The 23,255-nt window shown below is 60.4% G+C and carries 25 protein-coding genes and 1 pseudogene; 14 read left to right on the top strand and 12 right to left on the bottom strand.

What is annotated here, in order from left to right; all coding sequences use genetic code 11:
• Positions 1-276, bottom strand: coding sequence for a type II toxin-antitoxin system RelE family toxin (locus tag NSND_RS01390; protein WP_080877266.1), 276 nt, complete (start codon positions 274-276; stop codon positions 1-3).
• A 1-nt stretch (position 277) separates the two neighbouring features.
• The gene (locus NSND_RS01385; RefSeq protein WP_080877265.1) at positions 278-496 is read right to left on the bottom strand and encodes a hypothetical protein; all 219 of its coding nucleotides are present in this window, start codon (positions 494-496) and stop codon (positions 278-280) included.
• Positions 497-671: 175 nt separating this feature from the next.
• Between NSND_RS01385 and NSND_RS21445 the strand changes: the two genes are divergently transcribed.
• The 3 genes and pseudogenes from NSND_RS21445 to NSND_RS21985 form a co-directional block, all read left to right on the top strand.
• Positions 672-1,319, top strand: coding sequence for a hypothetical protein (locus NSND_RS21445; RefSeq protein WP_200810453.1), 648 nt, complete (start codon positions 672-674; stop codon positions 1,317-1,319).
• Between the two features lie 235 nt (positions 1,320-1,554).
• A complete protein-coding gene (locus NSND_RS01370; protein ID WP_080877263.1) occupies positions 1,555-2,619 on the top strand; it encodes a Fic family protein in 1,065 nt (354 codons plus the stop codon).
• Between the two features lie 201 nt (positions 2,620-2,820).
• Positions 2,821-3,262, top strand: a pseudogene (locus NSND_RS21985) (site-specific DNA-methyltransferase); the annotation flags it as partial.
• 130 nt (positions 3,263-3,392) lie between these two features.
• Here the strand turns inward: NSND_RS21985 and NSND_RS01360 are convergent.
• Entirely contained in the window at positions 3,393-3,980 is a 588-nt protein-coding gene (locus NSND_RS01360; RefSeq protein WP_080877262.1) for a sigma-70 family RNA polymerase sigma factor, read from the bottom strand.
• 634 nt (positions 3,981-4,614) lie between these two features.
• Here NSND_RS01360 and NSND_RS01350 point away from each other — a divergent pair.
• The 4 genes from NSND_RS01350 (at position 4,615) to NSND_RS01335 (ending at position 10,703) form a co-directional block, all read left to right on the top strand.
• A complete protein-coding gene (locus NSND_RS01350; protein ID WP_080877260.1) occupies positions 4,615-5,874 on the top strand; it encodes a metallophosphoesterase family protein in 1,260 nt (419 codons plus the stop codon).
• Positions 5,871-9,410, top strand: coding sequence for an ATP-binding protein (locus tag NSND_RS01345; RefSeq protein WP_080877259.1), 3,540 nt, complete (start codon positions 5,871-5,873; stop codon positions 9,408-9,410). The genes NSND_RS01350 and NSND_RS01345 overlap by 4 nt, the downstream gene beginning before the upstream one ends.
• A 146-nt stretch (positions 9,411-9,556) precedes the next feature.
• Complete coding sequence (locus tag NSND_RS01340; protein WP_080877258.1) at positions 9,557-9,826, top strand: hypothetical protein; 270 nt, start codon at positions 9,557-9,559, stop codon at positions 9,824-9,826.
• Positions 9,827-9,983: 157 nt separating this feature from the next.
• Positions 9,984-10,703, top strand: a complete 720-nt coding sequence (locus tag NSND_RS01335; RefSeq protein ID WP_080877257.1) for an SDR family NAD(P)-dependent oxidoreductase — start codon at positions 9,984-9,986, stop codon at positions 10,701-10,703.
• A 270-nt stretch (positions 10,704-10,973) separates the two neighbouring features.
• Here the strand turns inward: NSND_RS01335 and NSND_RS01330 are convergent, their stop codons facing one another.
• Together NSND_RS01330 and NSND_RS01325 are read right to left on the bottom strand one after the other, a co-directional pair.
• Positions 10,974-11,591 (bottom strand): acetate uptake transporter, encoded by a 618-nt coding sequence (locus NSND_RS01330; RefSeq protein ID WP_080877256.1) that lies wholly within the window; start codon positions 11,589-11,591, stop codon positions 10,974-10,976.
• Positions 11,592-11,732: 141 nt separating this feature from the next.
• Positions 11,733-12,056, bottom strand: a complete 324-nt coding sequence (locus NSND_RS01325; RefSeq protein ID WP_080877255.1) for a PilZ domain-containing protein — start codon at positions 12,054-12,056, stop codon at positions 11,733-11,735.
• 489 nt (positions 12,057-12,545) lie between these two features.
• Between NSND_RS01325 and NSND_RS01320 the strand changes: the two genes are divergently transcribed.
• From NSND_RS01320 to NSND_RS01305, 4 genes are all read left to right on the top strand, one after another.
• The gene (locus NSND_RS01320; protein WP_080877254.1) at positions 12,546-12,917 is read left to right on the top strand and encodes a hypothetical protein; all 372 of its coding nucleotides are present in this window, start codon (positions 12,546-12,548) and stop codon (positions 12,915-12,917) included.
• Positions 12,918-13,070: 153 nt separating this feature from the next.
• Positions 13,071-13,793, top strand: coding sequence for an A/G-specific adenine glycosylase (locus NSND_RS01315; protein ID WP_080877253.1), 723 nt, complete (start codon positions 13,071-13,073; stop codon positions 13,791-13,793).
• A 117-nt stretch (positions 13,794-13,910) separates the two neighbouring features.
• Positions 13,911-14,306, top strand: a complete 396-nt coding sequence (gene mutT / locus NSND_RS01310) for an 8-oxo-dGTP diphosphatase MutT (protein WP_080877252.1) — start codon at positions 13,911-13,913, stop codon at positions 14,304-14,306.
• A gap of 6 nt (positions 14,307-14,312) precedes the next feature.
• Positions 14,313-15,029, top strand: a complete 717-nt coding sequence (locus NSND_RS01305) for a 3'-5' exonuclease (RefSeq protein WP_080877251.1) — start codon at positions 14,313-14,315, stop codon at positions 15,027-15,029.
• A 16-nt stretch (positions 15,030-15,045) separates the two neighbouring features.
• Here NSND_RS01305 and NSND_RS01300 read toward each other — a convergent pair whose 3' ends face one another.
• From NSND_RS01300 to mtaB, 4 genes are all read right to left on the bottom strand, one after another.
• Entirely contained in the window at positions 15,046-16,092 is a 1,047-nt protein-coding gene (locus NSND_RS01300; protein ID WP_080877250.1) for a hypothetical protein, read from the bottom strand.
• Between the two features lie 85 nt (positions 16,093-16,177).
• Positions 16,178-16,309 carry a hypothetical protein gene (locus NSND_RS21790; protein ID WP_013248468.1) on the bottom strand — a complete coding sequence of 44 codons (132 nt, stop codon included), beginning with the start codon at positions 16,307-16,309 and terminating at the stop codon, positions 16,178-16,180.
• Positions 16,310-16,762: 453 nt separating this feature from the next.
• Positions 16,763-18,121, bottom strand: coding sequence for a tRNA (N6-isopentenyl adenosine(37)-C2)-methylthiotransferase MiaB (gene miaB / locus NSND_RS01295; protein ID WP_080877249.1), 1,359 nt, complete (start codon positions 18,119-18,121; stop codon positions 16,763-16,765).
• The gene (mtaB, locus tag NSND_RS01290) at positions 18,118-19,449 is read right to left on the bottom strand and encodes a tRNA (N(6)-L-threonylcarbamoyladenosine(37)-C(2))-methylthiotransferase MtaB (protein WP_159450568.1); all 1,332 of its coding nucleotides are present in this window, start codon (positions 19,447-19,449) and stop codon (positions 18,118-18,120) included. The genes miaB and mtaB overlap by 4 nt, the downstream gene beginning before the upstream one ends.
• A gap of 156 nt (positions 19,450-19,605) precedes the next feature.
• Here mtaB and NSND_RS01285 point away from each other — a divergent pair, with 156 nt between their 5' ends.
• Complete coding sequence (locus tag NSND_RS01285) at positions 19,606-20,013, top strand: hypothetical protein (protein WP_080877247.1); 408 nt, start codon at positions 19,606-19,608, stop codon at positions 20,011-20,013.
• A gap of 219 nt (positions 20,014-20,232) precedes the next feature.
• Here NSND_RS01285 and NSND_RS01280 read toward each other — a convergent pair whose 3' ends face one another.
• The 3 genes from NSND_RS01280 to NSND_RS21560 form a co-directional block, all read right to left on the bottom strand.
• Positions 20,233-21,096, bottom strand: a complete 864-nt coding sequence (locus NSND_RS01280) for a universal stress protein (protein WP_080877246.1) — start codon at positions 21,094-21,096, stop codon at positions 20,233-20,235.
• Positions 21,093-21,767: a dienelactone hydrolase family protein gene (locus NSND_RS01275; RefSeq protein WP_080877245.1), complete on the bottom strand. Its 675-nt coding sequence runs from the start codon at positions 21,765-21,767 to the stop codon at positions 21,093-21,095. The genes NSND_RS01280 and NSND_RS01275 overlap by 4 nt, the downstream gene beginning before the upstream one ends.
• 64 nt (positions 21,768-21,831) lie before the next feature.
• Positions 21,832-21,927, bottom strand: coding sequence for a DUF2116 family Zn-ribbon domain-containing protein (locus NSND_RS21560; RefSeq protein ID WP_235000128.1), 96 nt, complete (start codon positions 21,925-21,927; stop codon positions 21,832-21,834).
• A gap of 386 nt (positions 21,928-22,313) precedes the next feature.
• On the opposite strand from NSND_RS21560, the gene NSND_RS01270 reads away from it, so the two are divergent.
• Positions 22,314-22,814 carry a universal stress protein gene (locus tag NSND_RS01270; RefSeq protein ID WP_159450567.1) on the top strand — a complete coding sequence of 167 codons (501 nt, stop codon included), beginning with the start codon at positions 22,314-22,316 and terminating at the stop codon, positions 22,812-22,814.
• 12 nt (positions 22,815-22,826) lie between these two features.
• Complete coding sequence (locus tag NSND_RS01265) at positions 22,827-23,255, top strand: cupredoxin domain-containing protein (RefSeq protein ID WP_080877243.1); 429 nt, start codon at positions 22,827-22,829, stop codon at positions 23,253-23,255.

Here is a 23,255-nt window from a genome sequence, read left to right as displayed (position 1 = left end):
TCAGGCCGGTCTTGTCGGCTGTGTCGGCGCTGCGTGGTGGATGTGGTGAATGTCCACGAGTTGTTCGGTCCGGTCGATCGAATAAAAAATCCGCCAGTCGCCGACGGCGTACTTATGGATCCCGGGCAGGTCGGCAGCGACCGGTTCATGACGCAGATTGTCCACGTTGGAGGCCAGCCATTTCGTCTTGTCGAACAGCCGCTGAGCCATGGCGGGATCCGCCACGCGTAGGTCGGTGATCACATCGGGCCGGAAGGCTAAGCGAAACCAGGGCATGTCACCACCGTAGGCCGAGCTTGTCGGCCACTTCGTCACCAGTGATGCGTTCCGTCGAAGTCAGCGATTGCTTGAGGCGCTCGCGAACCGACTCGCCGAGGGGCGCGCCGAGATCCGGGTCACCCAGCAGCGTGCGCAACCGGTCATCGACGATGCCTTCGACCAGGTTCTTCAATTCGGCCAGGCTCAGATTGGAAACGGTCGTTGTGGGTTCTGTCATCGTGTCACCAAAATCATGCTGGGAGCATACGGGGCTGGTCTCTGGAATTGCAAGACAGGGGTGGAATCGTGAGGCGTATTTCGGCCGACGTGTGTAGCCGGACCACGTGATTTCTCACTCAGAACAAGGTATTCTGCGCCCGCGTAAGCGGGCGATCAATCAAAGGCAACGTCGCATGTCTCTTCACCCAGATTTCCCAAGCTCGCCCTACGAACCACTCATCCCCGACCAGCGCTGGTTCCCAGCCGACGAAGCACTGAGAAGCACGGCCTATGAGAAATTGCTGCCGCCGTTGGTCGCCAAGGTGCGGGAGGAAGTCTTTGTCTGGCGAGCCAAAGGATATGCCAGTGCGTCTGCCACTTCGGCAGCGTTGCTCCGGCACTGGTTCGAGAGCGATCACCTGGTCGAAAACGCCGATGGTTCTCTCTCCCCCTTCCGTTACTACTTTGCTCAGCGCGAGGCGGTGGAGACGGTCATCTGGCTGTTTGAGGTCCGTCGCGCGCGCGACAAGTACGATCTGCTCCGATTCGACGCGTCCGGCGCGGTCTCGTCCGACGGCGACCTCTCCACCTATACGTCGGACTTTATCGTCCGCACCATCGACGGCACAGTCTGGGTCGTCGAGACCAAGGGACGAGAGGAGTTGGATCTGCCGCAGAAAATGGCGCGGCTCAAGCTGTGGTGTGCCGACGCGACGGCTGCCGAATCGAACGGACGGCGGTACGACTTCGTCTTCGTGGATCAACTAGGAATTGAAAAACATACGCCGGGCACGTTTGCCTCGCTCGCATCGAGCTTTACGGAGTACAAACACAAATCATGATGACGCTCCGCCAACTCGCTGCCGAACCGCCCGCGTTGCCCACGCAGACGACCTGGTATTTGACCGATCTCGCCGAGGCCAGAGGCAAGCAGGAATTGTTCACCCGCCAGTCGTCGCAGAAGAAACCACGGCCGTGTACTGGCTTGTTCCACCCTCTCCTTCACCGACTCATGACCGCGTCGAATCGCGTCCACGATCCGGATCTGTCATTCATCCAACAGGATGCCCGAGCATCATGACCTCATTGACACAGGCCTATCTGGCCAAGCTGGTCGTTCCGCAGCGGATCATTACGATGATTCGCAAGCTGGGCGAACACAAGGGCAAACAGGAGCTCTATAAGAAGCAGGCGCCGGAGATGCTGGAGAATCTCCGGCAGGTGGCCTTGATTCAGAGTACCGAGTCCTCCAACCGTATTGAAGGCATTGTCGCGGACGACAAGCGGCTGCGGGCCATTGTCGAAGAGAAAGTGAAACCTGCCAACCGTTCCGAATCAGAGATCGCCGGCTATCGGGATGTGCTCAATACGATCCACCAGAGTCATGCGGATATTCCCTTTACCGAGCGTGTGGTCCTCCAGCTCCACCGCGACTTGATGAAATATGCCGGTGGTCATGGTGGCGTATGGAAGGCCACGCAGAACGAAATTACCGAGACGTTGCCGGGAGGGAACACGCGTGTCCGGTTTACACCGGTCGCCCCGCATCTGACCGAGGAGTTCATGCGGACGTTGCATGGGCAATTCGCTAATGTGGAACGGGTGCGAGAATTGGATTCGCTGCTCCTCATTCCCTTCTACGTGTTGGATTTTCTCTGCATCCATCCCTTTCTGGATGGCAATGGGCGGATGGCTCGCCTGCTTGCGTTGCTGCTGCTCTACCAACAGGGCTATGAGGTTGGACGGTATGTGAGTCTTGAGCGGATCATCGAGCAGTCGAAGCAGTCCTACTACGACACTCTGTATCAGTCATCACAGGGATGGCACGAGGGCCAGCATGACGTTCTCCCCTGGACGGAATACTTTCTCGGGACCCTTCTGGCGGCCTACGACGAATTCGAAAGCCGGTTCGGCACGATCAGCAAGGGGCACGGCAGCAAGACCGATATGATCCGCAATGCGATAGACGGTTTTATCGCCGACTTCAGTATTACTGAGGTTGAAAAGGCCTGCCCTAAAGTCAGCCGGGACATGATTCGCCATGTGCTCGGCCAACTCCGGGAGGCCGGCGTCATTATTCCGGTCGGGAAAGGCCGCGGGGCGAAATGGCGTAATGCGCAGCCGAAATGGGGTAATAAGTGAGGGATTATTGCCCTGTTTCTAACGGTTCTTACCGCATGTATGCCCGAGGCATGGCGGTGGAAATGGGTAGTACCCGATCAAATGGGTGCTGAATTGGGTACTACCCTTAAAAGAGGGTAAGAGAGAGGGTAATAGCTGAGACATGGCGCGACCGCACGATTCTGAAAATACGACCTCTCCGACGCCGAGAAGCGCGACCTCATCAAGCTCATCGAGCAGGGCAAGCCGCTGCCGGAAAAGTATCGCTTCCTCCTGTTTGCCGACAAGCGCGAAGTCGAACTGGTGTGGAACGGCAAATCCCGCGAAGTCTGCACTGCAGTCCTGCCCTTTCAAACGCTGGAGCACATCGACGAGCCCCGGAAAGAACAGCGCGGCGATGGGGAGTTGGATCTCGATATGGGCGGGCGGGCAGGTCAAGGGCTGGACCAACAAACTCATCTGGGGCGACAACAAGCTCATTCTTTCGTCCCTCAAGGCCGGGGCGCTTCGACGCCAGATCGAAGAGGCTGGTGGCCTCAAGCTCATCTACATCGACCCGCCCTTCGACGTGGGCGCGGACTTCAGCATGGACATCGAGATCGGCGGTGAGACCTTCCACAAGGAGCCGAACCTCCTCGAACAGATCGCCTACCGCGATACCTGGCCGCTATGTCATTGCGGTCAAAGTCATCGACATCTTCGGCAACGACACCATGACGCTCATGCCTGTGACAGTGGGGTGATTGGCCCAGCAAAGCCGTGTGTAACTGCATTGATCCGGGCAGGTGGAGCGTTCACCCACTGCACGGCTCCCCGTCGGCTGTCTCGCACGAACAATCCAGACACCCATGCACGGAACAGGTGCCGCAGGCCTGTTCGATCCGGCGACGAAGCGCGGCCCTGGCTCGGTGCACGCGCACGGCCGCATTTTCGGCGGTGATGCCTGACTGCTGAGCGAGGTCTTTCAGTTTGCCTTCCTCCAGATCCACGATCCGCAGGGCTTCGCGATATTCCGGCTTGAGCGTTTCCAACAGGCCCGAGACACATCGGCAGATCTCCTGCCGCAATTCCGCTTCAGGCTCCTGCACATCCGGGAATTCCCGCCCCCAGGCTTCCATCGCTCGCGCAGTGGTGGACCGCTGCCGGTAGTGATCGATTACGGCATTGCGAAGCACCCGGTAGAACCAGGCGACGACCTTTTCGTCCTGCACGTCGCCCCCGCGCTCCAATCCACGGGTAAAGGCCGCTTGCAAAATATCTTCTGCCACAGCGCGAGATTCCACGCGCCGTTCCAGGAAGGCCAGGAACTCACGGTGTCCTTTCACCAGTTGCGCGATGGCCTCCGGCGAAAGTGCTGTCGAGGGGTTGGATTCGAGGTTCATGGGAGCAGCTTACCAAACTGTGTGCGGAACTGTAAGGTTTCCGGTGGCCCTCCGTCAGCCTCTGTGACGGCGCAATCACGCGTCGGCATCTCAAAGGAGACCCACATGGCCGAAATGAAAAAAACCACCGCGCAGAAGATTGCCAAGACAAGCTGTTGCGGAACCTGCGAATGCGCATCCTGTTCCTGCGGATGCCAGGCAAATGCCTGTCGCTGCGAGCAAATCAACTGCCAATGTGGTTGCCGCGCGCAAACTCCGGGTCGGTAGGGCGGTTGTGCCCCGCCCGCCGGACTGTGGCGGGCGGGGACACAGATTTCTACAGGCAGGGCCATGTGTGCCGGCGATGTATCTGGGCTTTCTTGTGGATCTTGCCCGGCTGGGGCATATTCCTTTCGAACGCGCCGGCTTTCCTGGTTCTTCCCGGCTTCGCCCTCTCTATGAATCGTTTCCAAATCGAACCGGAGGAAAGGGCGCTCACCCGCCTATTCGGCCTGGCATTCGTGACATATACGACTCAAGTGCGACGATGGAGATGATGTGGTATATGAGGGATCGTATATTGACCTCGAATCGTCCCGGCCATAGGTCGTTTCGATCGTCGTTTCTCGAAGAAACCGGCGGGAGCTAATTCCTCATGCGCTTTATCCACGCCTCCGACCTTCACATCGATAGTCCGTTACGTGGCTTGGACCGGTACGACGGTGCGCCGGTTGATCGGTTGCGTAGCGCCACCCGCAGTGCGTTGGAGCGGTTGGTAGACCGGGCGCTGACCGAGCGAGTGGATTTCCTCCTGCTCGCAGGCGACATCTACGACCGAGATTGGCAGGATTTTCACACCGGCCTCTTCTTTCGCGGTCAGATGGTGCGATTGGAGCGCGCCGGCATCCGCTGCTTCATCGTGCAGGGAAACCACGACGCGCAGGGGGTGATCTCGCGCCAGTTGACCCTGCCGTCGAACGTGACGGTCTTTTCGAGTCGCGCAGCTCAGACGATCCGGCTGGATGACCTCTCCGTGGCGATTCATGGCCGAAGTTTTCCGGAGCGCGAGGTGAACGAAGACCTGGTCCCGTCTTACCCGCCGCCGGTACCCGGGTTTTTTAATATCGGTCTGTTGCACACGAGTCTGACAGGGCGTGCCGGCCACGATACCTATGCGCCCACCGATCTGCCGACGCTGGTTGCTAAGGGATACGACTACTGGGCGCTGGGCCATGTGCACGCGCGTGAGGTGCTGAACGAGCGGCCGCGCATCGTATTTTGCGGCAACCTGCAGGGCCGTCATGCGAAGGAAACGGGCGCGAAGGGTTGCGAATTGGTCACGGTGGAAGCGGGACGGGTCGAGGCCGAGTTTATCGCGCTGGATGTGGTTCGTTGGAGTCAGCTCTCCGTGCCGCTCGATGGCGTGGACCGCTTGGAATCGCTTAACGAGGCCTTCGCCCGCGCGTTGGAACCGGTGCTGGCCGGGACGACGGATCGGCTGCATGCGGTGCGCGTGACGCTGACGGGATCGACCGAGTTGCACCGGTTGGAGGCGGCACAGCCGGGCACGCTCGCGGCGGCGATGCATGCGGCGGCGCAGGACATCGGCACGGCGGAGATCTGGATCGAGCAGGTGCGGCTGGATCTTTCCACCCCGCTGGATCGTGCCCGGGCTGCGCAGCGTCAGGATGCGGTGGGAGAGTTGGTCCGTCTGGTCGATACGATTGCGGGCGACGATACGGAATTGATGCGCCGGGCACAGGTTGAACTGGGCGACCTCCTTGGCGCCATGCCCGCGGAAGTCACGGCCGGTGATGTGCCGCGTCTCGACGATCCTGCCGAATTGCGAAGTCTCCTGATGGATGCGGAAGCCACAGTCTTGGCGCGCCTGTCCGCCTCCGGAGAAGAGGCATGAAACTCGCGCGCCTGTTGCTGCTCGCCTTCGGCCCTTTCACCAATAAGACGTTGGACTTTTCCACCGGCTCCGGCAATTTGCATCTGATCTATGGACCCAACGAAGCAGGCAAGTCGTCAGCCTTGCGGGCCATGACGGATCTCCGTTTCGGCATTCCGCTGCGCAGCCCGGACGACTTCGTCCACCCGGCCGGCGAATTGCGGATCGGCGGTGTGTTCATCGACCAGGCGGGCAGACCGGTCGGACTCATCAGACGCAAGGGCAGGGGGACGACCCTCTCTGGACTCGATGTCCGCACGGAACAGACGGATCCTGGTTTTGCCGTGGACAGCAGGTTGGAGCGGGAACTGACCGGCGGGTTAGAGCGCCAGGAATTCGAAGCCATGTTCGGGTTGAATCATGCCCGGCTTCGCGAGGGCGGCGCCGTGTTGCTGAGCGGCGAAGGCGATCTGGGATCAGCGCTGTTTGAGGCGAGCGCCGGCACCAGCGGCATTGCGGCGTTGCTGGCAGCCCTGGATGGCGATGCCAAAAAACTCTATAGCCAGCACGGTCGCGCGCAGAATGCCGTGATCAACGAGGCGCGCCGTCAGCTCGATGAGCAGCGGAAAGCCTGGCGCGAAGCGCAGACCAAACCGGCTGAGTGGCAGGCGTTGAATCGCGCGCATGAAACCGCCAAGGCGGCTCTCGACGACCTCACCAAGGCCTTGGAAACGTTGCGTCGGCGGGAGAACGAATTGACCGAACTACGCACGGTTGAACCGTTGCTGCGTGAGCATGATCGCCTGGCGGGCGCGCTCCAGTCCTATGCGGCGGTTCCCGATCTGTCCGAGCAGCAACGCGAGGAACGGCTGGCCGCGGAACAGGCGTTGCAGCGCGCGCAGGTAGATCTTCGAGAAGCCGAAGAGGAGCTTGCGCGTTGCGCCGCCGCGCTGGATGGACTCGTCATCGAACCGTTGTTGCTCGACCATGCCGAAGCGGTCGAGCGCCTGATCTCGGGCGTGGAAGCCGCGGCCAGAAACCGCCATGAAATCCATCAGCAAAATAGCCTCATTGCGAAGATCGAGGGTGAGCTGGAGTTGGTCGTGGAAAGGCTGGCGCCGGGCGTGGATCGGCGGACCATTCTAGCGGCCGTGCCTTCCGCCGCCGACCGTGTGGCGTTGGAGGGGCACCTTGCCGAGGTGAGTCGATTGGGCGAGCGGCTTGAAGGCTATCGTGAGCGTGCCGAAGCGTTGGATGCAGCCTTGCAACCGGCCAGCGCATTGCCCGATACAGTACCGGATTCACTGCACAGGCAGGCGTTAACGGCGGCACTACGAGCGGGGCAGGCACAGGGTGATGTGGTCAGGCAGAAGAGCGAGCTGGATCGCCGGCTTCGTGAACTGGACGGCCGGCTCACCCTGGCGCTTTCCGAACTCGGTCTCGAATCGGAGCAGGCGTTGCGTCGCAGCCAACCGCTTTTAGAGGCTCAGATCGCGCAGGCGAAACAGGATCTGACGGATATTGAGGTACAACTCACCAAGTGGCGTGACGAATCCGAACTGGTCGGTCGCGACCTCGACGGGCAACGGTTGCGGCAACGGCAGCTCGCTGCGGAAGGTGAGGTGGTGACGGCGGAGACGCTGCGCCAGGCCCGCGCCAAACGTCTTGAAGAATGGACGGCGATTCGTCGCACCTACATCGAGAGGACCGGCGGAACGGATCAGTTGGCGCTGGGGTTCGACGCCGCGAAGGCCTTGCCGGAGGCGTTTGAAGCGGCAGTGGGCGAAGCCGATCGTCAGGCGGACCTACTGCGTGCGGACACCAAACGCGCGGCCGGATTGGAAGAGTGCTCGGTGCGCATCGAGCAGATGGAATTGCGCCGCAAGGAACTGGCCGGTGAGATGGCTGCGCTGCGCCTGAAACGCGACGGGTTGCAAGGAGCCTGGCGGCAGCGCCTGACGCAAGCCGGGTTGCCGGACCTGGATCCCGAGACGTTGCGTGAATGGCAGGGGCGCCGGCATGAGGCGCTGCAGCTGGTTGAGCGTGTGACGGCCCTGCGTGCCGACCGCGACCGGTTGCTGGCCGATGCCGCAGGCTCCGTCGGAGCGATTATTGAAGGGTTGCGTGCCGTCGGCTGTTCTCCCGCCGCGACGCAAGCGGGAGAGGCGGAACAACTCTCCGCGCTGATCGAACAGGCCGTGCGTTGGGAACAATCGGCGACCGAAGCGGAGGCCGAGCAGCAGGCTCGTCTCAAGACGGCTCATACCCAGCGGATCGAGCGGGAGAAGGTCGGTCGTCAGGTGAGCGAGACCGAGGCTGAACGTCGCCGTCATCTGGACGCGCTGCAGGCCTGGCACACCAGACTCTTCCTCGCGGGCGACGCGCTGCCCGAAGCCCTGAAGTCGCGGCTCGACGAACTGGATGGGCTGGCACGACAGGCGTCGGCCTTAGCGGACGCGCAACAACGAAAGGCGCAACTACAGGCTGTGGTCGATGACCTCATGACACAGGCTGTGCAGGTGGCGGAGTTACTCGGGGAGGCGGTTCCCCGGGTGCTCGATGATTTTGCGGATCGTCTCCGCAAACGGTTGGCTGTTTCGCGGCAACATCAGCAGGAAGGGTATGCGCTCATTCGCGAGCGCACGAAGGCCCAGGAGAGGAAGCGACAGGCCGCGGCCGTACAGGTCACGGAGGCCGCCTTGTTGGCCGGACTCTGCACGCGCGCGAAGGGGGCCACGATCGACCAGCTGCCGGAATTGGAAGAGCAGGCGGCGAAAAAACGGGAGCTCCGGAAATCGCTCGCGCTCCTGCGCCAGCAACTGGCTCAGGCTTCGCTTCAGTCGGAAGGTGAGTTGAGGGCGCGTCTTGCGGGGTTGGATGTGCCGGCCCTTGAGGGCGAGCGTGAACGTTGCCGTACCGAGATGGTACGGCTTGAACAGGAACAGGCCGCGGCGCAACGGACGGAGGAGCAGGCCAGGCGAGCGTTGGAAGTCATCGACGCGTCGGATCGCGCGGCGTTGGCGCGTGAGGCGATGGAATCTGCGGCGGCGCGATACCGTTCGGCCATCAGGCCCTGGGCCAGGCTGAAATTCGCCCGCTCGTTGCTGCAGGAGGCGTTGAACCGGTTTCGTGAACGGGCCCAGGCGCCCATGGTGTCTGCCGCATCTGCCTACTTTTCGCTGATGACGGGCGGCGCCTACGAACGGCTGGTGACGGACGAGCGTGAGGACAGGCCGGTTCTGTGCGCACAACGGGCCGGCGGCCTGACGATCGGGATTGAGGAGATGAGCGAAGGCACCGCCGATCAATTGTACCTGGCGCTACGGCTGGCGGCACTGGAGTTACGGCGCCCCTCCCATCCGCCAATGCCGCTGGTGCTCGATGATACCCTCATCACATCCGATGACGCGCGTGCGGTCAACATCCTGCGGGCCCTGGCGCGTTTCGCCGAGGGCAGCCAGGTCATGCTGTTCACGCACCATCGGCATCTCCTGGATTTGGCTCGAGGAACGATCGGCGATCATGCATTCGTCGCACATCATCTCGGAGACACATAACGCCTTCGGTTTCATCCATGCTCGGTTCTGAGAGCGTGCCTCTGCATCCAGGGGGTCCTCCTAGTGTGCGGTTTCCGATTGCAGGATTACCTTGAACCTGTGCCTCATGCCTTCCGGTTTCTACCAGCAGGGGAGGAGTTTGATAGATGTCGAATGACACGAAGGATATCCGCATCACCGGGTGCGACGTCCATGTGACATTCCATGCCGCCGGTGATGGTCGCTGGTCCGCGGATGCCACCGTCGGTTGCGGGGTGGGGCACAACCTTGCCGAGCAATCGGTCGCCTCAGGGCCTTGCTCCACACCGGAAGCGGCCGAACAGGAAGTGCTGGCACGAGTCGGCGAAGTACTTGGGCGAAATGTCGATCGTCATACCTCGCGTGTAGAGAACCCGACCGAGAAAAATCCCCGTTAGCTGCTTTTCCGTTGGCAGGCTGTGCCGGCACGACCCGCCGCCTGACCTCACACGCTTCGATCCATTCACGTCAGGGCTTATTTCTGCAATCCGTTTCCCTGTATGGTAGAGGCGGCTCTCAGTCCGGCAGGAGCAATTCATTGAGGAGGTCGGAGCTATGAAACGCTTGAACGGCAAAGTCGCGATCGTCACCGGTAGCAGTAGCGGGATCGGCAAGGCCATCGCGCTCCGGTTCGCGCAAGAGGGCGCGATGGTCGTCGTTGCAGCCAGGCGATTGTACAAATGCGAAGAAACCGTCGCTCAGATCGAGGCGGCCGGAGGAACCGCCTTACCGCTGCAGACCGACGTGGCGGACGAGTCGCAGGTGGAGCGACTGATCGGTGAAATCGTTCGACGTTTCCAGCGCCTGGATATCCTGGTGAACAACGCCGGGATCTTCGGCGGACGCCGGCTGGCCGAGACCAGCACCGAAGCCTTCGACGAAGTGATGAATACGAATGTGCGCGGGACGTTCTTCTGCTGCCGGGCCGCCTTTGCGCAGATGAAGAAGCAGGGCGGCGGCACGATTCTCAATATGTCGAGCGTGGCGGGCGTGCAGGCTTGGAGCGGAACGGGGACCTACAGCGCGTCGAAACACGCGATCATGGCGTTGAGTAAGGCACTGGCGGACGAGGGGCGCGCGCACCGTATCAAAGTGAGCGCGATCTGTCCCGGCGGCGTGGCGGATGATCTGGTCGATGCCTCGGCTGGGGAGCGGGCCGGCAGCGAAAAGATCGATCCGTTCGACATCGCCGAGACCGCGCTCTACCTGGCCTGCCTCGCTCCCCAGTCGGCCGTGCATCAGATCGTGGTGGACCGGATGGGCGCGGACTGGTAGGAGGCTGTTGAAGCGTCAAACGTGAAACGTCAAACGTATGCGGACCAGAGAAGAGCGACGTTTCACGAACGACGCACGACGAGGAGCGCGCCGCTAGCCCGGACTATTCATGAATGCCGGCGCGAGACGTTCGAGACCGAAGCCCGCCGAGGCTTCTCGCACGTAAGGCCGACGCAGGCGTACTTGCAGTCCGTCGAGGAGGCCGAACGAGAAAAGCCTCGCCGGGCGAGAGAATCGGACGACGGAGCAGGGATTCAAGAATGGTCCGGGCTAGACCACCTTGGCGATCGAGTGCACGTGCTTCTGTGTGTGAAACAGGAGCGGCGGGCCGAGCGGGAGGATGGATTTCCCGGTAAAGGCCTGAGTCAAACTGCCGACCGCATGATAAAAGGCCATCAGACCGACAATGATGTGGCCCCACCCCGGCAGGAGTTCGCTGATGAAATCCAGGCGGGCGAATACGGTGGCAAGAAACGTAAGGGTGATGACGACGTGGAGGGCGCTGAGCGTGAGGTTTCGATAGGCCGTGAGAAAGACCATGACCCCTGAAAAGACCGCGTAGACCAGATTAATAGGGAGATAGAGCACCGCATCGAAGTGAAACGTGCCGCTTGTGCTCACGAGTTTGACGGTGCAGAGCGTGATCCAAAGGAAACCGTACATGGTCAGCGCGGTTCCGCCCAGTTGCTCGTTGTAGCGAATGTCGGTAATGCCGGCCAAGACTTGCACCACCCCGCCGAAGATCAAGGCGATGACCAGCGCGCCGACCATGTTCTTCTGTTGAATCCATCCTAACTGCGCCACCCCGAGCGTCAGCGCGCCCACTGCCAGACCGAATAGGCCGATTGCCAGCACGTCTATGCGCCGAGTTTGATTCTCTTCGTTCATGACATCGTTCCTCTTGAGTAGTCGATGGGGCTTCGAGAGACCTAGGGTTATCTCTAGGGGCGGCCCAAGGATGCAAGAGCGGCACGAAAAAGGCAAGGGAAAATCCTAGGGGGGGTGAGAAGAAGAGAGGGGGCCGGTGACTTAGCCCTTGTCGGGTGTGTTCGGTGGTTTTTGCGGCGCGGCGGAGGCGAGAAACGTTTTCAGCCGTGCGGTCTGTAACGGCTGGAGCGAGAGAAAGTGTATGCCGCAGACGATTCCACGCGTCCATCGCACGGCGGCCAGATCCACGAGGACCGGCATCTCCTTCGGTGAAATGATCAGCCGCAGGGAAAGGTAGGTGTTGACGGGCAAATGGTGCGCACCCTCGATACGGCAGCCTTCCACCGAGAGATCCAGAAGCCGTCCTTCTCCGCTTGTGGTCGACTCCTTCGAGAGAGAGACCTGATAGTGAACTTTCATGGTCATGGGCCGGTCTGTATCCTTACGTGAATTGAATCATCGCGCGAGCTGTCGAATCTGTAGTCCGGCGGGAGGCGGTGCGTAGAGCCGCGCCATCAGCGTCGGAAACCGCCTCGTGATCTCTGTAATGGGGAGCGAGCAACGAGCGCGGATAATGTGTTTCGTCAGAAGGACATAACATGTCCCTAATCGCGGCGCGATCAGGATAATGTCCCCGACCATTTGGAGTTGGGAAAAACCCTAGGGTATGGGAGGGCCTGCGCCGGGACTTTTCCCGGCGTCGTGGATGTTGTTACGAGGTTGGGCGGACTTGATTGTTGGGTTCAACGAGAGCAAGCTGAATACAATAGTCTTGGAGGTGACCATGAAGCCGGGGTGACCTCGATCCAACCACGCTCGTCAGTTCCCTGTTATTCCATCGATGTCTTCCTGCGCCCTTCTGATCGTCCTGACAGGAGGGCGTTTTCATTTCACCCGCTTAACAGGAGGTTTGATATGAAAGCCTCATTCCATATCATTATCATTCCATTTACTCTGACCGGAATGCTGATGGCCGGCGTGGCGTTCGGCAACCCTGTGATGTTGCCGCAACATCCCGGCTATCCAATGGGCAAGGCGACTGATCCAGTCAATGGGCAGTCTCTTGCCAACGATCCGGGCCGCGCCAATGCGGTCGGGGAGAAGGCGCTCAACGGAGCGGCGGCGTTCGACGACCGGCATGTGTCGCAACAGCTTCCGAAAGACGAGCAGAATCAGCGACTCCTGGAAAAACCGGGGGCCGGGATCTTGCCGAAGGTGCAAGGCCCTCAGATTGTGATCGATCCGCCGGTGAAGGAAGGGACCAAGGTGCAGGCTTCGCCGCAGTAGCGAGCGGTATCACAAGCGCTGCGAGGGACCGCAGGGCGCGAAGCAAGGATTCGTCCTGGTGGATCGCGCTCTGCGGCTCCGCTCGTCGAGGCGTCGTAGTTTGATTTTCAGCCCGCCCGCCTCTTAGAATGCCGCCACTCATCACGAACAGTTATGTCTACAAAGTCTCGCGTTCAGAAATCCCCGCGCCGTAAGAAGAAGTCGCCTCAGTCCTCGGTCCCGCTTGCACGCGGGCTGAAGCAGCGTTTTCAGAACCGGTTGTTGAAGTGGTACAAGGAACATGGGCGTGACCTACCCTGGCGCAGGACCTCCGATCCTTATCACATCCTGGTGTCGGAAGTGATGCTCCAGCAGACCCAGGTCGATCGTGTGATTCCCAAGTACCATGAATTTTTGGAACGGTATCCGTCGTTTGAACAGTTAGCCGATGCGCCGGTTGCGGAGGTCAAGCAGACCTGGTATCCGCTGGGGTACAACATCCGGCCGGAACGGTTGCACAGCATCGCTTGTGAAACCGTAGCCCGCTACGGCGGGCAGTTGCCGAACGATGCGGAGGAGTTGTTGTCCTTCAAGGGCATCGGGCGGTACACCGCGGGGGCGATTCGTTCGTTTGCGTTCAACGAAGACGCTCCGATTCTGGACACGAACGTGATCCGCGTGCTGCATCGTGTGTTCATTGCGCAGGGCGACCCCAAGGCGCAAAAGGCCGCCCTCTGGGAGTTGTCTGAAACCCTGATCCCGCGCGGTAAGGGGTATGACTTCAATCAGGCCCTCATGGATTTCGGCGCTACGGTCTGTACGGCGCGCGACCCCTACTGCCTCCTGTGCCCGATGAAACCGTTCTGCAAGACCTATCCGTTCGATCCGGCCAGGTAGCGGATCAGGAGCATATGGCGCATAGCCAATGGCCCATAGTTTGGAAGCGAGACGTACCTGCTTTTCAGTGCCGAGCTACATGCCATAGGCCATACGTTCTTCTCCCGGACGCGGTGCATGATGGAAGTGATCGAGGTTGCGGCAGGGATCATTGTTCACGAGGGTCGGTATCTGATCGCGCGGCGGAAGGCCGGGGTGCATCTCGGCGGCTTATGGGAGTTCCCGGGCGGGAAACGAGAAACGGGCGAAACGTTGGAGGAGTGTCTGCATCGGGAGTTAAGGGAGGAGCTGAATGTGCGTATCGGCCCTCCCACTCCCTTTCAGGTCGTACGACATGAATATCCCGAGAAGATTGTGGAATTGCATTTCTTTCGCTGCCGGATCGAGACCGGTGTTGCGATCGCGCTGGACTGCGCGGAACTTCGATGGGTCTATCCTCATGAGATGGCCGCGTTCGAGTTTCCTTCGGCCGATCAGCCCGTTATCGCGGCGCTTCAGCAGGGGAAAGTGTAGGGGTGTATGAAAGTGGTCCTCGACATCGAAACGGTCCAGGCTCCCCGGGAGGAATGGGCCCGGCTGGCCGGTCGCCAACTGGCTTCGGGGGAGGCGGCTTTTTCCGAGACCGGAGGGGATCTGTTCGCAGTCGGGGAGGCGCAGGCGCAGCATCGGCTCGATGAAGAACTCTATGAAAAATCCTCCTTCGACGGAACCTTCAGCCGCATCGTGTGTATCGGGTTGCTGGAGTTTTCCGACAACCTCGAACCGCGTGGCGCCACCTCCTGGTACGGGGCGAACGAGCAGGAGCTATTACGTCGTTTCTGGAGTCATCTCGGGCAGCTCCGGCCCTCGTTGTTCATTACCCACAACGGCCTGAATTTCGACCTGCCCTTCATCAAGAAACGCTCGATCATTCAGCAGGTGAAGCCGACCATGGAGATCAACCTGGCCAAGTTTCGGGCGGAGCCGGTGTACGACACCATGGCGATCTGGAGCAACTGGGACAATCGTGGGTGGGTCAAGCTGGACGTGCTCGCGCGGGCGTTGAACGTGGAAAGTAAATCGGGCAGCGGGTCGCAGGTGGCGCAGATGTGGGCGGACGGGCAGGGCAAGGAAATCGCTCTCTACTGCCTGCAGGATACCTATGTCACGTATGGCTGCTATTGCCGCATGAATTTCCGGCAGCCGATCTCACGGGAGATCGTGCTTCTGCGGCCGGAAGTCATCGATGTGGGCTGAATGAACGGGCAGGCGGTCAGCGAACCGTGAGTTCGGCCTTGTTCCGGGTCTCGCGTTTGGGTTGAGTCTGCGGGGTGCTCTTCACGGCCCGAAGTTCCTTGTCCTTCGTTTCCAACTGCGTACGCATCGATTCCAGATCTCTTCGCAGGGCGCTGATCTTGGCGTCTTTCCGGGCCATCGCTTCCCGCGCGTCCTGTAACTCCTGAAGTGTTTCGGTCAATCGTTCATCCTCGGCGGAAGAAGCTTTCGACGCATGGGATGCCGGGCCTGCCGGCTGCGCAGGGGGGGCGTTCTTAACCGGCGCCTCTTCTACCACCGAGGCGACGACCATCCGGGGTGCAGAGGTTTGGACCGGTTGAGGCGCCGGCGCTGCGATCGTTGCCGCGACCGCCGGGGCCGGTTCTGGGTTCTTGGCAAACAGTTTGTAGTCGATGGCGAGGGATTTGAGCGGCTGCCGGCCCTGCGCAATCGCCGGTAATGCCTGCTCGATTTTTCCGGCTGATTCCGGCGTAATGCTCACGATGCGAGCCGGTCGCCCGCTGCTGAACAGGGAAGACTCGACTTTCGCCAGCGTACCGTTGTGCTCGGTCACGGTGAGATACAACCGTTCGTTCTGAACGTAAAGGGTGCCCGCGGTGGGTTCAGAGCCTGACCCTGCCGATGAGGATAGACGGAAAGCGACCACATATTCGGGTTGCGCTTGAGACAACGCTTGGGCTAGCAGGGGAGCAAGATAGTGCACGTCCTCATCGCTGAATACTTTCATCGGCTTGCTGCCATCCACGGGCAGATTCGAGAGATCCGTCTGTGCGTCCGAGATCATGACCCCACGCAGCAGGCTATCGAGGGTGGCGAGAGCGATCGTGCTGGGGTGGCTGGCCTCAAATTCCCAATCGGCGACTTCTTCGAGCCGGACAGAACCCTGGGGTTGCGCAGCGGCCTTCTGTTGAACGGTGGCGGCGGTCGATGAGCAACCGGCAGCCATGGCTCCCAACAGGGTCAACCCAAGGAGTCCGGAGTTCAGGGTCTTGGTGAAAGGAGTGCGGGAGCCGTGAATTCGCATGGCGGTCATCCTTCTCGGCTGGTCGATGCGGTGCGAACAGAGGCGGCGCGGCTTCAGGACGAAGGCGCGTCGTAACGAATCGGGACTACCAGATTCCCAAGCCCATCATCACCACGCCGAGGGCCATCCACCCGAAGACCCCGACGGCGATAATGGTTTCCAGGCTCATGCCCCGAGGGGCCTCTTCTGCATGACTCTGGGCGATGTCTTTCTTCATGATGCGAAATCCTCTGGGGCCGGTCGGTGGTTGATGAACCTGGTTAATTGTGGACGCCAGAATGGACCAAGCAAGGGCTATGCCCTCTTTCCATGGACTTCGGAGACCCTAGTGGTAATCCCCTGAGAGTCGATCTCTGCTGTGGCTGCGGCTGATGCGACGTGATTGATCGCGGGCGAAAGATGCCGTCTAAGCTATTGAAGTTTCAAGGCGGTGAAGTCGCTCCATTGAGAGGCAGGTGATGGTGAGCCGACACGCGAGCCAGGCGCTGAAGACGGCGAGAGGCGCCGATGCCTGCTCTTTTCCCGTCAGTCTGACGAGTGCGGGTGTCTAAAAATTGGCAACTGTTGTTCAGGACTGGGCAAGAATGTCGCCGTTCGACGGCAATCTTTGGTCTCTCGTAGACCTGTCGCAGGCGGCCGGGCGATGAGTTGTGCGGAGTGCGGGGATAATTCACGCGACTCTCGTAGAGGGCTCGCGCCGTCCCATCAGGACTGCGGCGCTGCCGTCGAGAATAGTGACCGGTTGAATGCTGCCGAGTAACGCCGGGGCGTCGCTCTTGTTCCAAATGACGTACACGCCGGTATCGGTGCGGCCCATCCATTGATCGCTGGAGCGTTTGGAGTCGCCTTCGACCATCACCGGCAGGGTCTGTCCGATCAATTCCCGATTGAGGCGCGCGGTGATAGGGCGCTGCAGGTCCACCAGGCGGCTGACCCGTTCGCCCTTCACGGCCTCCGGCACGTCGTCCGGGAACTTCCGCGCCGCGATGGTATTTTTCCGCTCCGAATACTTGAACACATAGGCGGAGTGGTACTGCACCTCCTCGACGACCCGATAGGTATCCAGAAACTCCTCCTCGGTTTCCGAGCAAAAGCCACAGATGATATCGGTGGTGAGCGCGATCCCGGGATGGCGGCGTCGAATATGCGCGGCCAGATCGAGATATTCTTTCCGGCTGTAGGTCCGGTTCATGAGTTCCAGGATGCGGTCGTTGCCGGATTGCAGGGGCAGGTGGATATGTTTGCAGATGTTCGGATGGCCGGCGACGGCATCCAGCAACGCAGCAGGAAAGTCCTTCGGGTGCGGAGACGTGAAGCGGACCCGCCGGACTCCCGGCACCTCGGCGACCGCAAGGATGAGGCGGGCAAAGTCCCAGTCTTCATACCGGTAGCTGTTCACGTTCTGTCCGAGCAACGTGATCTGCGTATGACCGGTGGCGACCGACGCCTCGACCTCGCGGAGGATTCCCTGGGGATCGCGTGAACGCTCGCGCCCTCGCGTGTAGGGCACCACGCAGAAGCTGCAAAAGTTGTCGCAACCGCGCATGATGGCGATCCAGGCGTTGCTGCTGCCGTCGCGCTCGGGGAGGATGTCGTCGTAGGTTTCATATTCGGACAGGTCTACGGCCATGCCCCGTCGCACCAGGCCCTGTTCTTCCGCATTCAGCGCATTCGTCAATAGTCCCGGCAATTGCCGGTATCCGTCCGGGCCCACGAGCACATCCACCAGCGGTTGTTTCTCCGTCAGCTCCTCTTTGAGGTTTTGCGCCATGCAGCCGAGCACCCCGACGACCAGCGGGCGCTGTTCCTTCACCGCCTTCAACTCGGCGAGATGGCCATAGACCTTGTTATGCGCATTCTCACGGATGGCACAGGTGTTCATGAGCATGACATCGGCGCGCTCGCGATCTTCGGTAAACTCGAATCCCGCTTTGCGGAGTAACGACCGCACGAGTTCGGAATCGTACTCGTTCATCTGGCAGCCGAAGGTTTCGATATGGACGGTATGGGGCTTATTGGGTTGTGTCATACAAGTGGCCTGTGCGAGGGCGCTAAGACTGTGGCGACGGGCCGGCCATAGGCCAGCCCGTCCATGATGCCGGTGATGGTGACTTGGTGGATCGAGCCGGCCTCGACGGCATCGGCCGCGACTGCCACCCGGGTGAAGTTGGCTGTGGTGCCGGTGCGAAATCCATCGCGTTCCCCTTGTTCGAAGAGGACGGGGAGGGTGCGGCCGATCTGTTGCTGATAAAAAGCCAGCGCTTTCGTCCGTGACAGTTCCGCCAGGGCCTTGCTGCGTTGCCGGATGACGGCAGGCGGAATCTGGCCCTCCAGTCGCGCAGCTGCCGTACCCGGACGCGCCGAATAACTGAAGACATGGAAATAGGAGAAGGGGAGTCGCTCGACTGTCCGGACCGTATTCGCGAACGCCTGTTCGTTTTCGCCGGGAAATCCGACCATGAGATCGGTTCCCAATCCGAGATCCGGCATCAGCGCGATGGCCTGCTCGACCAGCTCCTCATATTCGCGAACGGCATAACGCCGGTTCATCGCCTGCAGGATTCCATCGTCGCCGCTTTGCAGGGGAAGGTGCAGGTAATGACACAGTTTCGTGGAGCCGGCCATGTGCTCCAGCAAGGCAGCAGGGACGGTCGTGGGTTCGATCGAGGAAATCCTGATCCGGGCGACGTCGGGAATCGCTTCGAGTTCCCGCAGGAGTTCAACCAGTCCGAGACCCTGATATGAGTATTGGCCGATGTTCACCCCGGTGAGAACGAGTTCGCGATAGCCATGGGCGGCGAGCTCACGGGCTTCCCGCAAGACATCCTCGGCGGTCCGGCTGCGCTCCCGCCCGCGCGCGAACGGAATCAGGCAGAAGCTGCACATGAAGTCGCATCCGTCCTGAATCTTCAGCAGGGCGCGGGTCGAGTCGGAATAGGCGGTGCCGGGCAGGACGAAGTCTTCGCGATCGATCGTACGGGTATGGCGGAGTTCGGGCTCCGGCTGTTTCAGGAGTTTGGCCGGCGCCGGGAGATAGTCAGGGAGATTCATTTTGAACTGGGTGCCGACGATCAGGTCGATGCCGGGTACCTTCTGCAGCTGCGTGGCACCGGTCTGGGCATAACAGCCCGTGACCGCGACGAAGGCATGCGGCGAGTGGCGCAAGGTCTTGCGGACGGCATAACGGCAATCTTTTTCGGCATTCTCCGTCACCGAGCAGGTGTTCAAGACGAGCAGGTCCGTCTCCTTGCCGAACTCCACCAGTCGGTACCCCCGGCGTGCCAGGGTATCGGCTAACATGGAGGTCTCGGATTGGCTGAGACGGCAGCCCAATGTATGAAGTGACGCGCGTGGCATGCTGGTGGACATCGTCTGCGATTATAAGAGCGCGCACCTTCGATCGGCAAGGTGACGAGGACCCGAAAAAGTCAGCCGAGCGCTTGAACGGGGTATAGCTGGGTGGTAGCATGAGTGAAATTGTCTCCATCATGGCGTCGATCTGCTTTCTGAACCATGACGAACCTTCGCGTTGCCGCCAGTCTTCTGCTCGCTGTGCTCCTCTTTATTCCGGCTACCTCCGCTTGGTCACAGGATCCGCTTCCTATCGAGCCCGACCTGAATAGTCGCCTCGATGAACTGTACGACCATGAGGCGCGACTGTTCATCATGCTCTATTCGCTACATGGCGACGGGAAGGTCGACTATATTACGGGTCGTCTGGTGCAGGAGTATACGAGGAGCAATTACGGGAATCCGGTGTACTACACCGAGCCGTACCCCCTGTTTTATTGGTGGGACCACACGATGTTCAACGATCCGGATCAGGACGGGGTGAACGGGAACGAGCGTGTCTACCAGGAGAACATCGAGTTCGATATCGCGCGATATAAGCCCTGCCTTTTCAATGGACAGCCCTGCTGAGTCAGGTTATTGAGAAAGACCGCCACCGGCGTTCTCGATCGCACGCCTCCCTGCGGCCTTGCCGGACGGCCTTTCTGACCAGCCTAGGAACTGTGGTGACTTTCTTTATTGTTGTTTCTCACCTGAAAACGTTCAAGCGATACGTTCATCATTCGTGAAGCGTATCTCGTTTCTCCTGATTGGTTTCAGCCGTCCTCTGCGCGTGTTACCCTCCGGCACTCATTCAAACACCAACACCTGACAGGGTGCGCGATGCAGCACTGCATGCGAGACGCTGCCCAGGACGAATCGGGTGATGCCCTGCCTGGCGCGCGAACCCACCATGATCAGGTCTACTCCCATCTTTTCCGCCTCATGGAGAATCATCGTCACCGGCGTTCCCAGGACGCTTGCGCTACGGGTGGTATACCCGAGTGTCCGGAGTTCGGTAGCCACTCCATCCACAAAGTCACGGGCATGCCTGAGGGCTTGCGTCTCCAGTTTTTCCGCTGCCGAGTCGTCAACGGGCCAGGGCGGACGGGTCGGCGGGAGGACAGCCAGCAGATTGATGTTCACCGGCTCATGGAAGGGTTGCTTCCGGAGGAACCGCAGCGCCGCCTCGGCGTCCGATTGTCCTTCCAGCGGGAGCAAGACCTGTTTCAAGTCGCGGAGCGAGCCCTGTAGGATCAGTTTGGCGCAGGGAGCGAGGCTCAGTATACGATGGGAGACGCTTCCCAACAGTCGTTCCTTCACCGGTCCCAGTCCCCTGGCTCCCATGAGAATGAGGTCCACATGGCGTGACTCAGCCGTCGCGACGATCATTTCCGCCGGGGATCCTGAGGCCAATTGTTTGGTGACCGGCCCGCTGTGAGGCGGGAGCAGTGAATGGATCCTGGTCAGTAAATGCTCGCCATCCTCCTTCATACTGCGCTCCAGTTGCGAATACAGCTCCTGGGCGACTTCCGGCACCATCATCGGGTAGGCCGGTCGGGGAGCATCGACGACATGGAGCAGGGTCAGCTCATCCGGGCGGCGCAGATATTTCAGCGCCCGCACGGCTTCATAGGAGTGATCGGATCCATCGACGGCCAAGAGCACGTTCATGATCGAGACTCCTTTGCTGCGTGCGCGTCCGGCTGGAAATACCGCTGAAACCAGCGGAGCGCCTCCCGGGCGACCTGCTCCAACGTGCCCGGTTCCTCGAATAAATGACTGGCTCCCGGGACAATCACCAGCTCTTTCCGGCAGGTCAGTTGCCTGAGCGCGTCCTGATTCATCTCGATCACGGGACCGTCGTCTCCGCCGACAAGCAGGAGCGTCGGTGCCGTGACCCGGCTCAGGTAGGGGCCGGCCAGGTCGGGCCGTCCGCCGCGCGACACGATGGCGCCGACCGCCTGGGGTTCACGTGCAGCTGCTTGGAGCGCCGCGCCGGCTCCCGTGCTGGCACCGAAATACCCGACCCGTAGTCCGGCTGTCTGGCGATGTGCCTGTAACCAACGTTCTGCCAGCAGCAGCCGGTCGGCGAGGAGGTCGATGTCGAAGACTTTGCGGCGATCGTCCGCCTCATCCGGGGTGAGGAGGTCCATCAGCAATGTCGCGAACCCTCCCGTTTCCAGATGGCGGGCGACGAACTGGTTGCGCGGACTGAATCGTCCGCTGCCGCTGCCGTGGGCAAAGGCGATGACACCCCTCGGGTGCGCAGGGAGACCCAGGATTCCATCGAGCGTGATGCCGTCATGGCTGATTCTGACCTGGAAGATGCTCTCCGCTTCCATAGATTGATGTGGATCCTGTCGGTTCATGGCCCTCAGGTCGCGCAACGTGAAAGCTCGGCGACCGTTAGTGACAATCGGTCGGACAGAAGAAGATCAGATACAGTGCGACTGCTGCTCCCACCAGCACAGCTCCGAACAAGAGCCATTGCGTTCTCGACATGGTTCAGTCCTCTTGAACGCTGATGGAGCAAGAGGAATGCCATCCGAGCATCGGCACAGGGGTGGACGGCAAGGGGAGGTCTAAGCGCCTGTAGCTGATGGCACGATAGGAGAAATCTCTGTCAGCATGTGCTATTTGCTACAAGCCATAAGCTCTTTGTTGCTCTGTGGCGTTCCGCTACAGAACACTGGTATTGGCTGTAGCAGGACACCCCCCGGAGATGAAGTTCAAGAGCCTAGGGCGTATGGCCAATGGCCCTGATGTCTGCAAAATCCTCTGTTCCATAAGCCAGAGGCTCTATGCCCCTCGCTCCTTTCTGCATGGCATCGGCCTTGCTGATCTTGCTAATACTGGTGCTAGAGGTAGGAGTGATGAGTGGAGGTGTAATGGCCGATCGTCTGTTCACGAAAATCCTCGTGCCGGTGGATTTTTCTCCCTGCTCCGAAGAAGCCTTCCGGCTTGCGCTGTCGTTCGCAAAATCGTATCAGGCGGAGGTGCTCCTGCTGCATGTCGTCGATACCAAGAGTTTAGACGCGCTGAATCGACTCGGGCTGGCGCCTGCCACTGAAGCCGCGAAACAGAAAAAGCAGCTGCATCATTTCGCCCGCCTCAATGCCCGGCAACTGTTGGCCAGGGATGACGCGAAGGGGGTGACGATCCGCCGGCTGCTCGCGGACGGCTGCCCATTCGAGGAAATTGCGCGCACGGCTCGGGTGGAGGGGGTCGATTTGGTGGTCATGGGAAGCTACGGGGGCGCGATCGGCGGGGTCGATAAGATTTTCTTCGGCAGCACGGCGGAGAAGGTTGTCCGGACGGCCGGGTGTCCTGTATTGACAGTGCCGCTCCCCACGAAACGGGCGAAAGTGAAAACGGGCAAGAGTTTATAAAGGAGGTCACTTATGGGTGTGAGGAAGGTGTCGGACTCGTTGAGCGGAGGACGGGTATGGTTGGCGGCTTGTTTCGTTCTGGCCCTCTGTTCTCAGGGTGGAGCGCAGGCGGAGCAGCGGATCGAAGTGACGATCAAGGACTCCGTCTTTGTCACCAAACAGGTGCCGCTCCGGCTGGGGGTGGCGACGGTCATTGCCATCGTCAATCAGGATCAGGTGCGCCACGATTTCGGGTCGACCATGTTCGACGGCATTCCGACGCGCGTCGAGTCCGGCGGGATCGTGTCGTATGGCAAGCAGATCGGCGGATTGTTTTTGGATGCGAAGAAGGAAGCCGTCGTTCGCTTTACCATGGAACGGCCGGGCCGGCATGAGTTCCGCTGTTCCATTCATCCGAACATGAAAGGCGAACTGCTCCTGTTGAACGTGGAGGCGGTCTAA

The sequence above is a fragment of the Nitrospira sp. ND1 genome, assembly GCF_900170025.1.
Lineage (GTDB): Bacteria > Nitrospirota > Nitrospiria > Nitrospirales > Nitrospiraceae > Nitrospira_A.
The sequence above is the reverse complement of the archived record's forward strand: the minus strand, read 5'-3'. Positions and strand labels throughout refer to the sequence as shown.

Bases quoted from the DNA above. Each gene is read 5' to 3' on its own strand.
- NSND_RS01390 (WP_080877266.1), bottom strand. From the start codon at position 276: ATGCCCTGGTTTCGCTTAGCCTTCCGGCCCGATGTGATCACCGACCTA.
- NSND_RS01385 (WP_080877265.1), bottom strand. From the start codon at position 496: ATGACAGAACCCACAACGACCGTTTCCAATCTGAGCCTGGCCGAATTG.
- NSND_RS21445 (WP_200810453.1), top strand. From the start codon at position 672: ATGTCTCTTCACCCAGATTTCCCAAGCTCGCCCTACGAACCACTCATC.
- NSND_RS01370 (WP_080877263.1), top strand. From the start codon at position 1,555: ATGACCTCATTGACACAGGCCTATCTGGCCAAGCTGGTCGTTCCGCAG.
- NSND_RS01360 (WP_080877262.1), bottom strand. From the start codon at position 3,980: ATGAACCTCGAATCCAACCCCTCGACAGCACTTTCGCCGGAGGCCATC.
- NSND_RS01350 (WP_080877260.1), top strand. From the start codon at position 4,615: ATGCGCTTTATCCACGCCTCCGACCTTCACATCGATAGTCCGTTACGT.
- NSND_RS01345 (WP_080877259.1), top strand. From the start codon at position 5,871: ATGAAACTCGCGCGCCTGTTGCTGCTCGCCTTCGGCCCTTTCACCAAT.
- NSND_RS01340 (WP_080877258.1), top strand. From the start codon at position 9,557: ATGTCGAATGACACGAAGGATATCCGCATCACCGGGTGCGACGTCCAT.
- NSND_RS01335 (WP_080877257.1), top strand. From the start codon at position 9,984: ATGAAACGCTTGAACGGCAAAGTCGCGATCGTCACCGGTAGCAGTAGC.
- NSND_RS01330 (WP_080877256.1), bottom strand. From the start codon at position 11,591: ATGAACGAAGAGAATCAAACTCGGCGCATAGACGTGCTGGCAATCGGC.
- NSND_RS01325 (WP_080877255.1), bottom strand. From the start codon at position 12,056: ATGACCATGAAAGTTCACTATCAGGTCTCTCTCTCGAAGGAGTCGACC.
- NSND_RS01320 (WP_080877254.1), top strand. From the start codon at position 12,546: ATGAAAGCCTCATTCCATATCATTATCATTCCATTTACTCTGACCGGA.
- NSND_RS01315 (WP_080877253.1), top strand. From the start codon at position 13,071: ATGTCTACAAAGTCTCGCGTTCAGAAATCCCCGCGCCGTAAGAAGAAG.
- mutT (WP_080877252.1), top strand. From the start codon at position 13,911: ATGATGGAAGTGATCGAGGTTGCGGCAGGGATCATTGTTCACGAGGGT.
- NSND_RS01305 (WP_080877251.1), top strand. From the start codon at position 14,313: ATGAAAGTGGTCCTCGACATCGAAACGGTCCAGGCTCCCCGGGAGGAA.
- NSND_RS01300 (WP_080877250.1), bottom strand. From the start codon at position 16,092: ATGCGAATTCACGGCTCCCGCACTCCTTTCACCAAGACCCTGAACTCC.
- NSND_RS21790 (WP_013248468.1), bottom strand. From the start codon at position 16,309: ATGAAGAAAGACATCGCCCAGAGTCATGCAGAAGAGGCCCCTCGGGGC.
- miaB (WP_080877249.1), bottom strand. From the start codon at position 18,121: ATGACACAACCCAATAAGCCCCATACCGTCCATATCGAAACCTTCGGC.
- mtaB (WP_159450568.1), bottom strand. From the start codon at position 19,449: ATGCCACGCGCGTCACTTCATACATTGGGCTGCCGTCTCAGCCAATCC.
- NSND_RS01285 (WP_080877247.1), top strand. From the start codon at position 19,606: ATGACGAACCTTCGCGTTGCCGCCAGTCTTCTGCTCGCTGTGCTCCTC.
- NSND_RS01280 (WP_080877246.1), bottom strand. From the start codon at position 21,096: ATGAACGTGCTCTTGGCCGTCGATGGATCCGATCACTCCTATGAAGCC.
- NSND_RS01275 (WP_080877245.1), bottom strand. From the start codon at position 21,767: ATGGAAGCGGAGAGCATCTTCCAGGTCAGAATCAGCCATGACGGCATC.
- NSND_RS21560 (WP_235000128.1), bottom strand. From the start codon at position 21,927: ATGTCGAGAACGCAATGGCTCTTGTTCGGAGCTGTGCTGGTGGGAGCA.
- NSND_RS01270 (WP_159450567.1), top strand. From the start codon at position 22,314: ATGGCCGATCGTCTGTTCACGAAAATCCTCGTGCCGGTGGATTTTTCT.
- NSND_RS01265 (WP_080877243.1), top strand. From the start codon at position 22,827: ATGGGTGTGAGGAAGGTGTCGGACTCGTTGAGCGGAGGACGGGTATGG.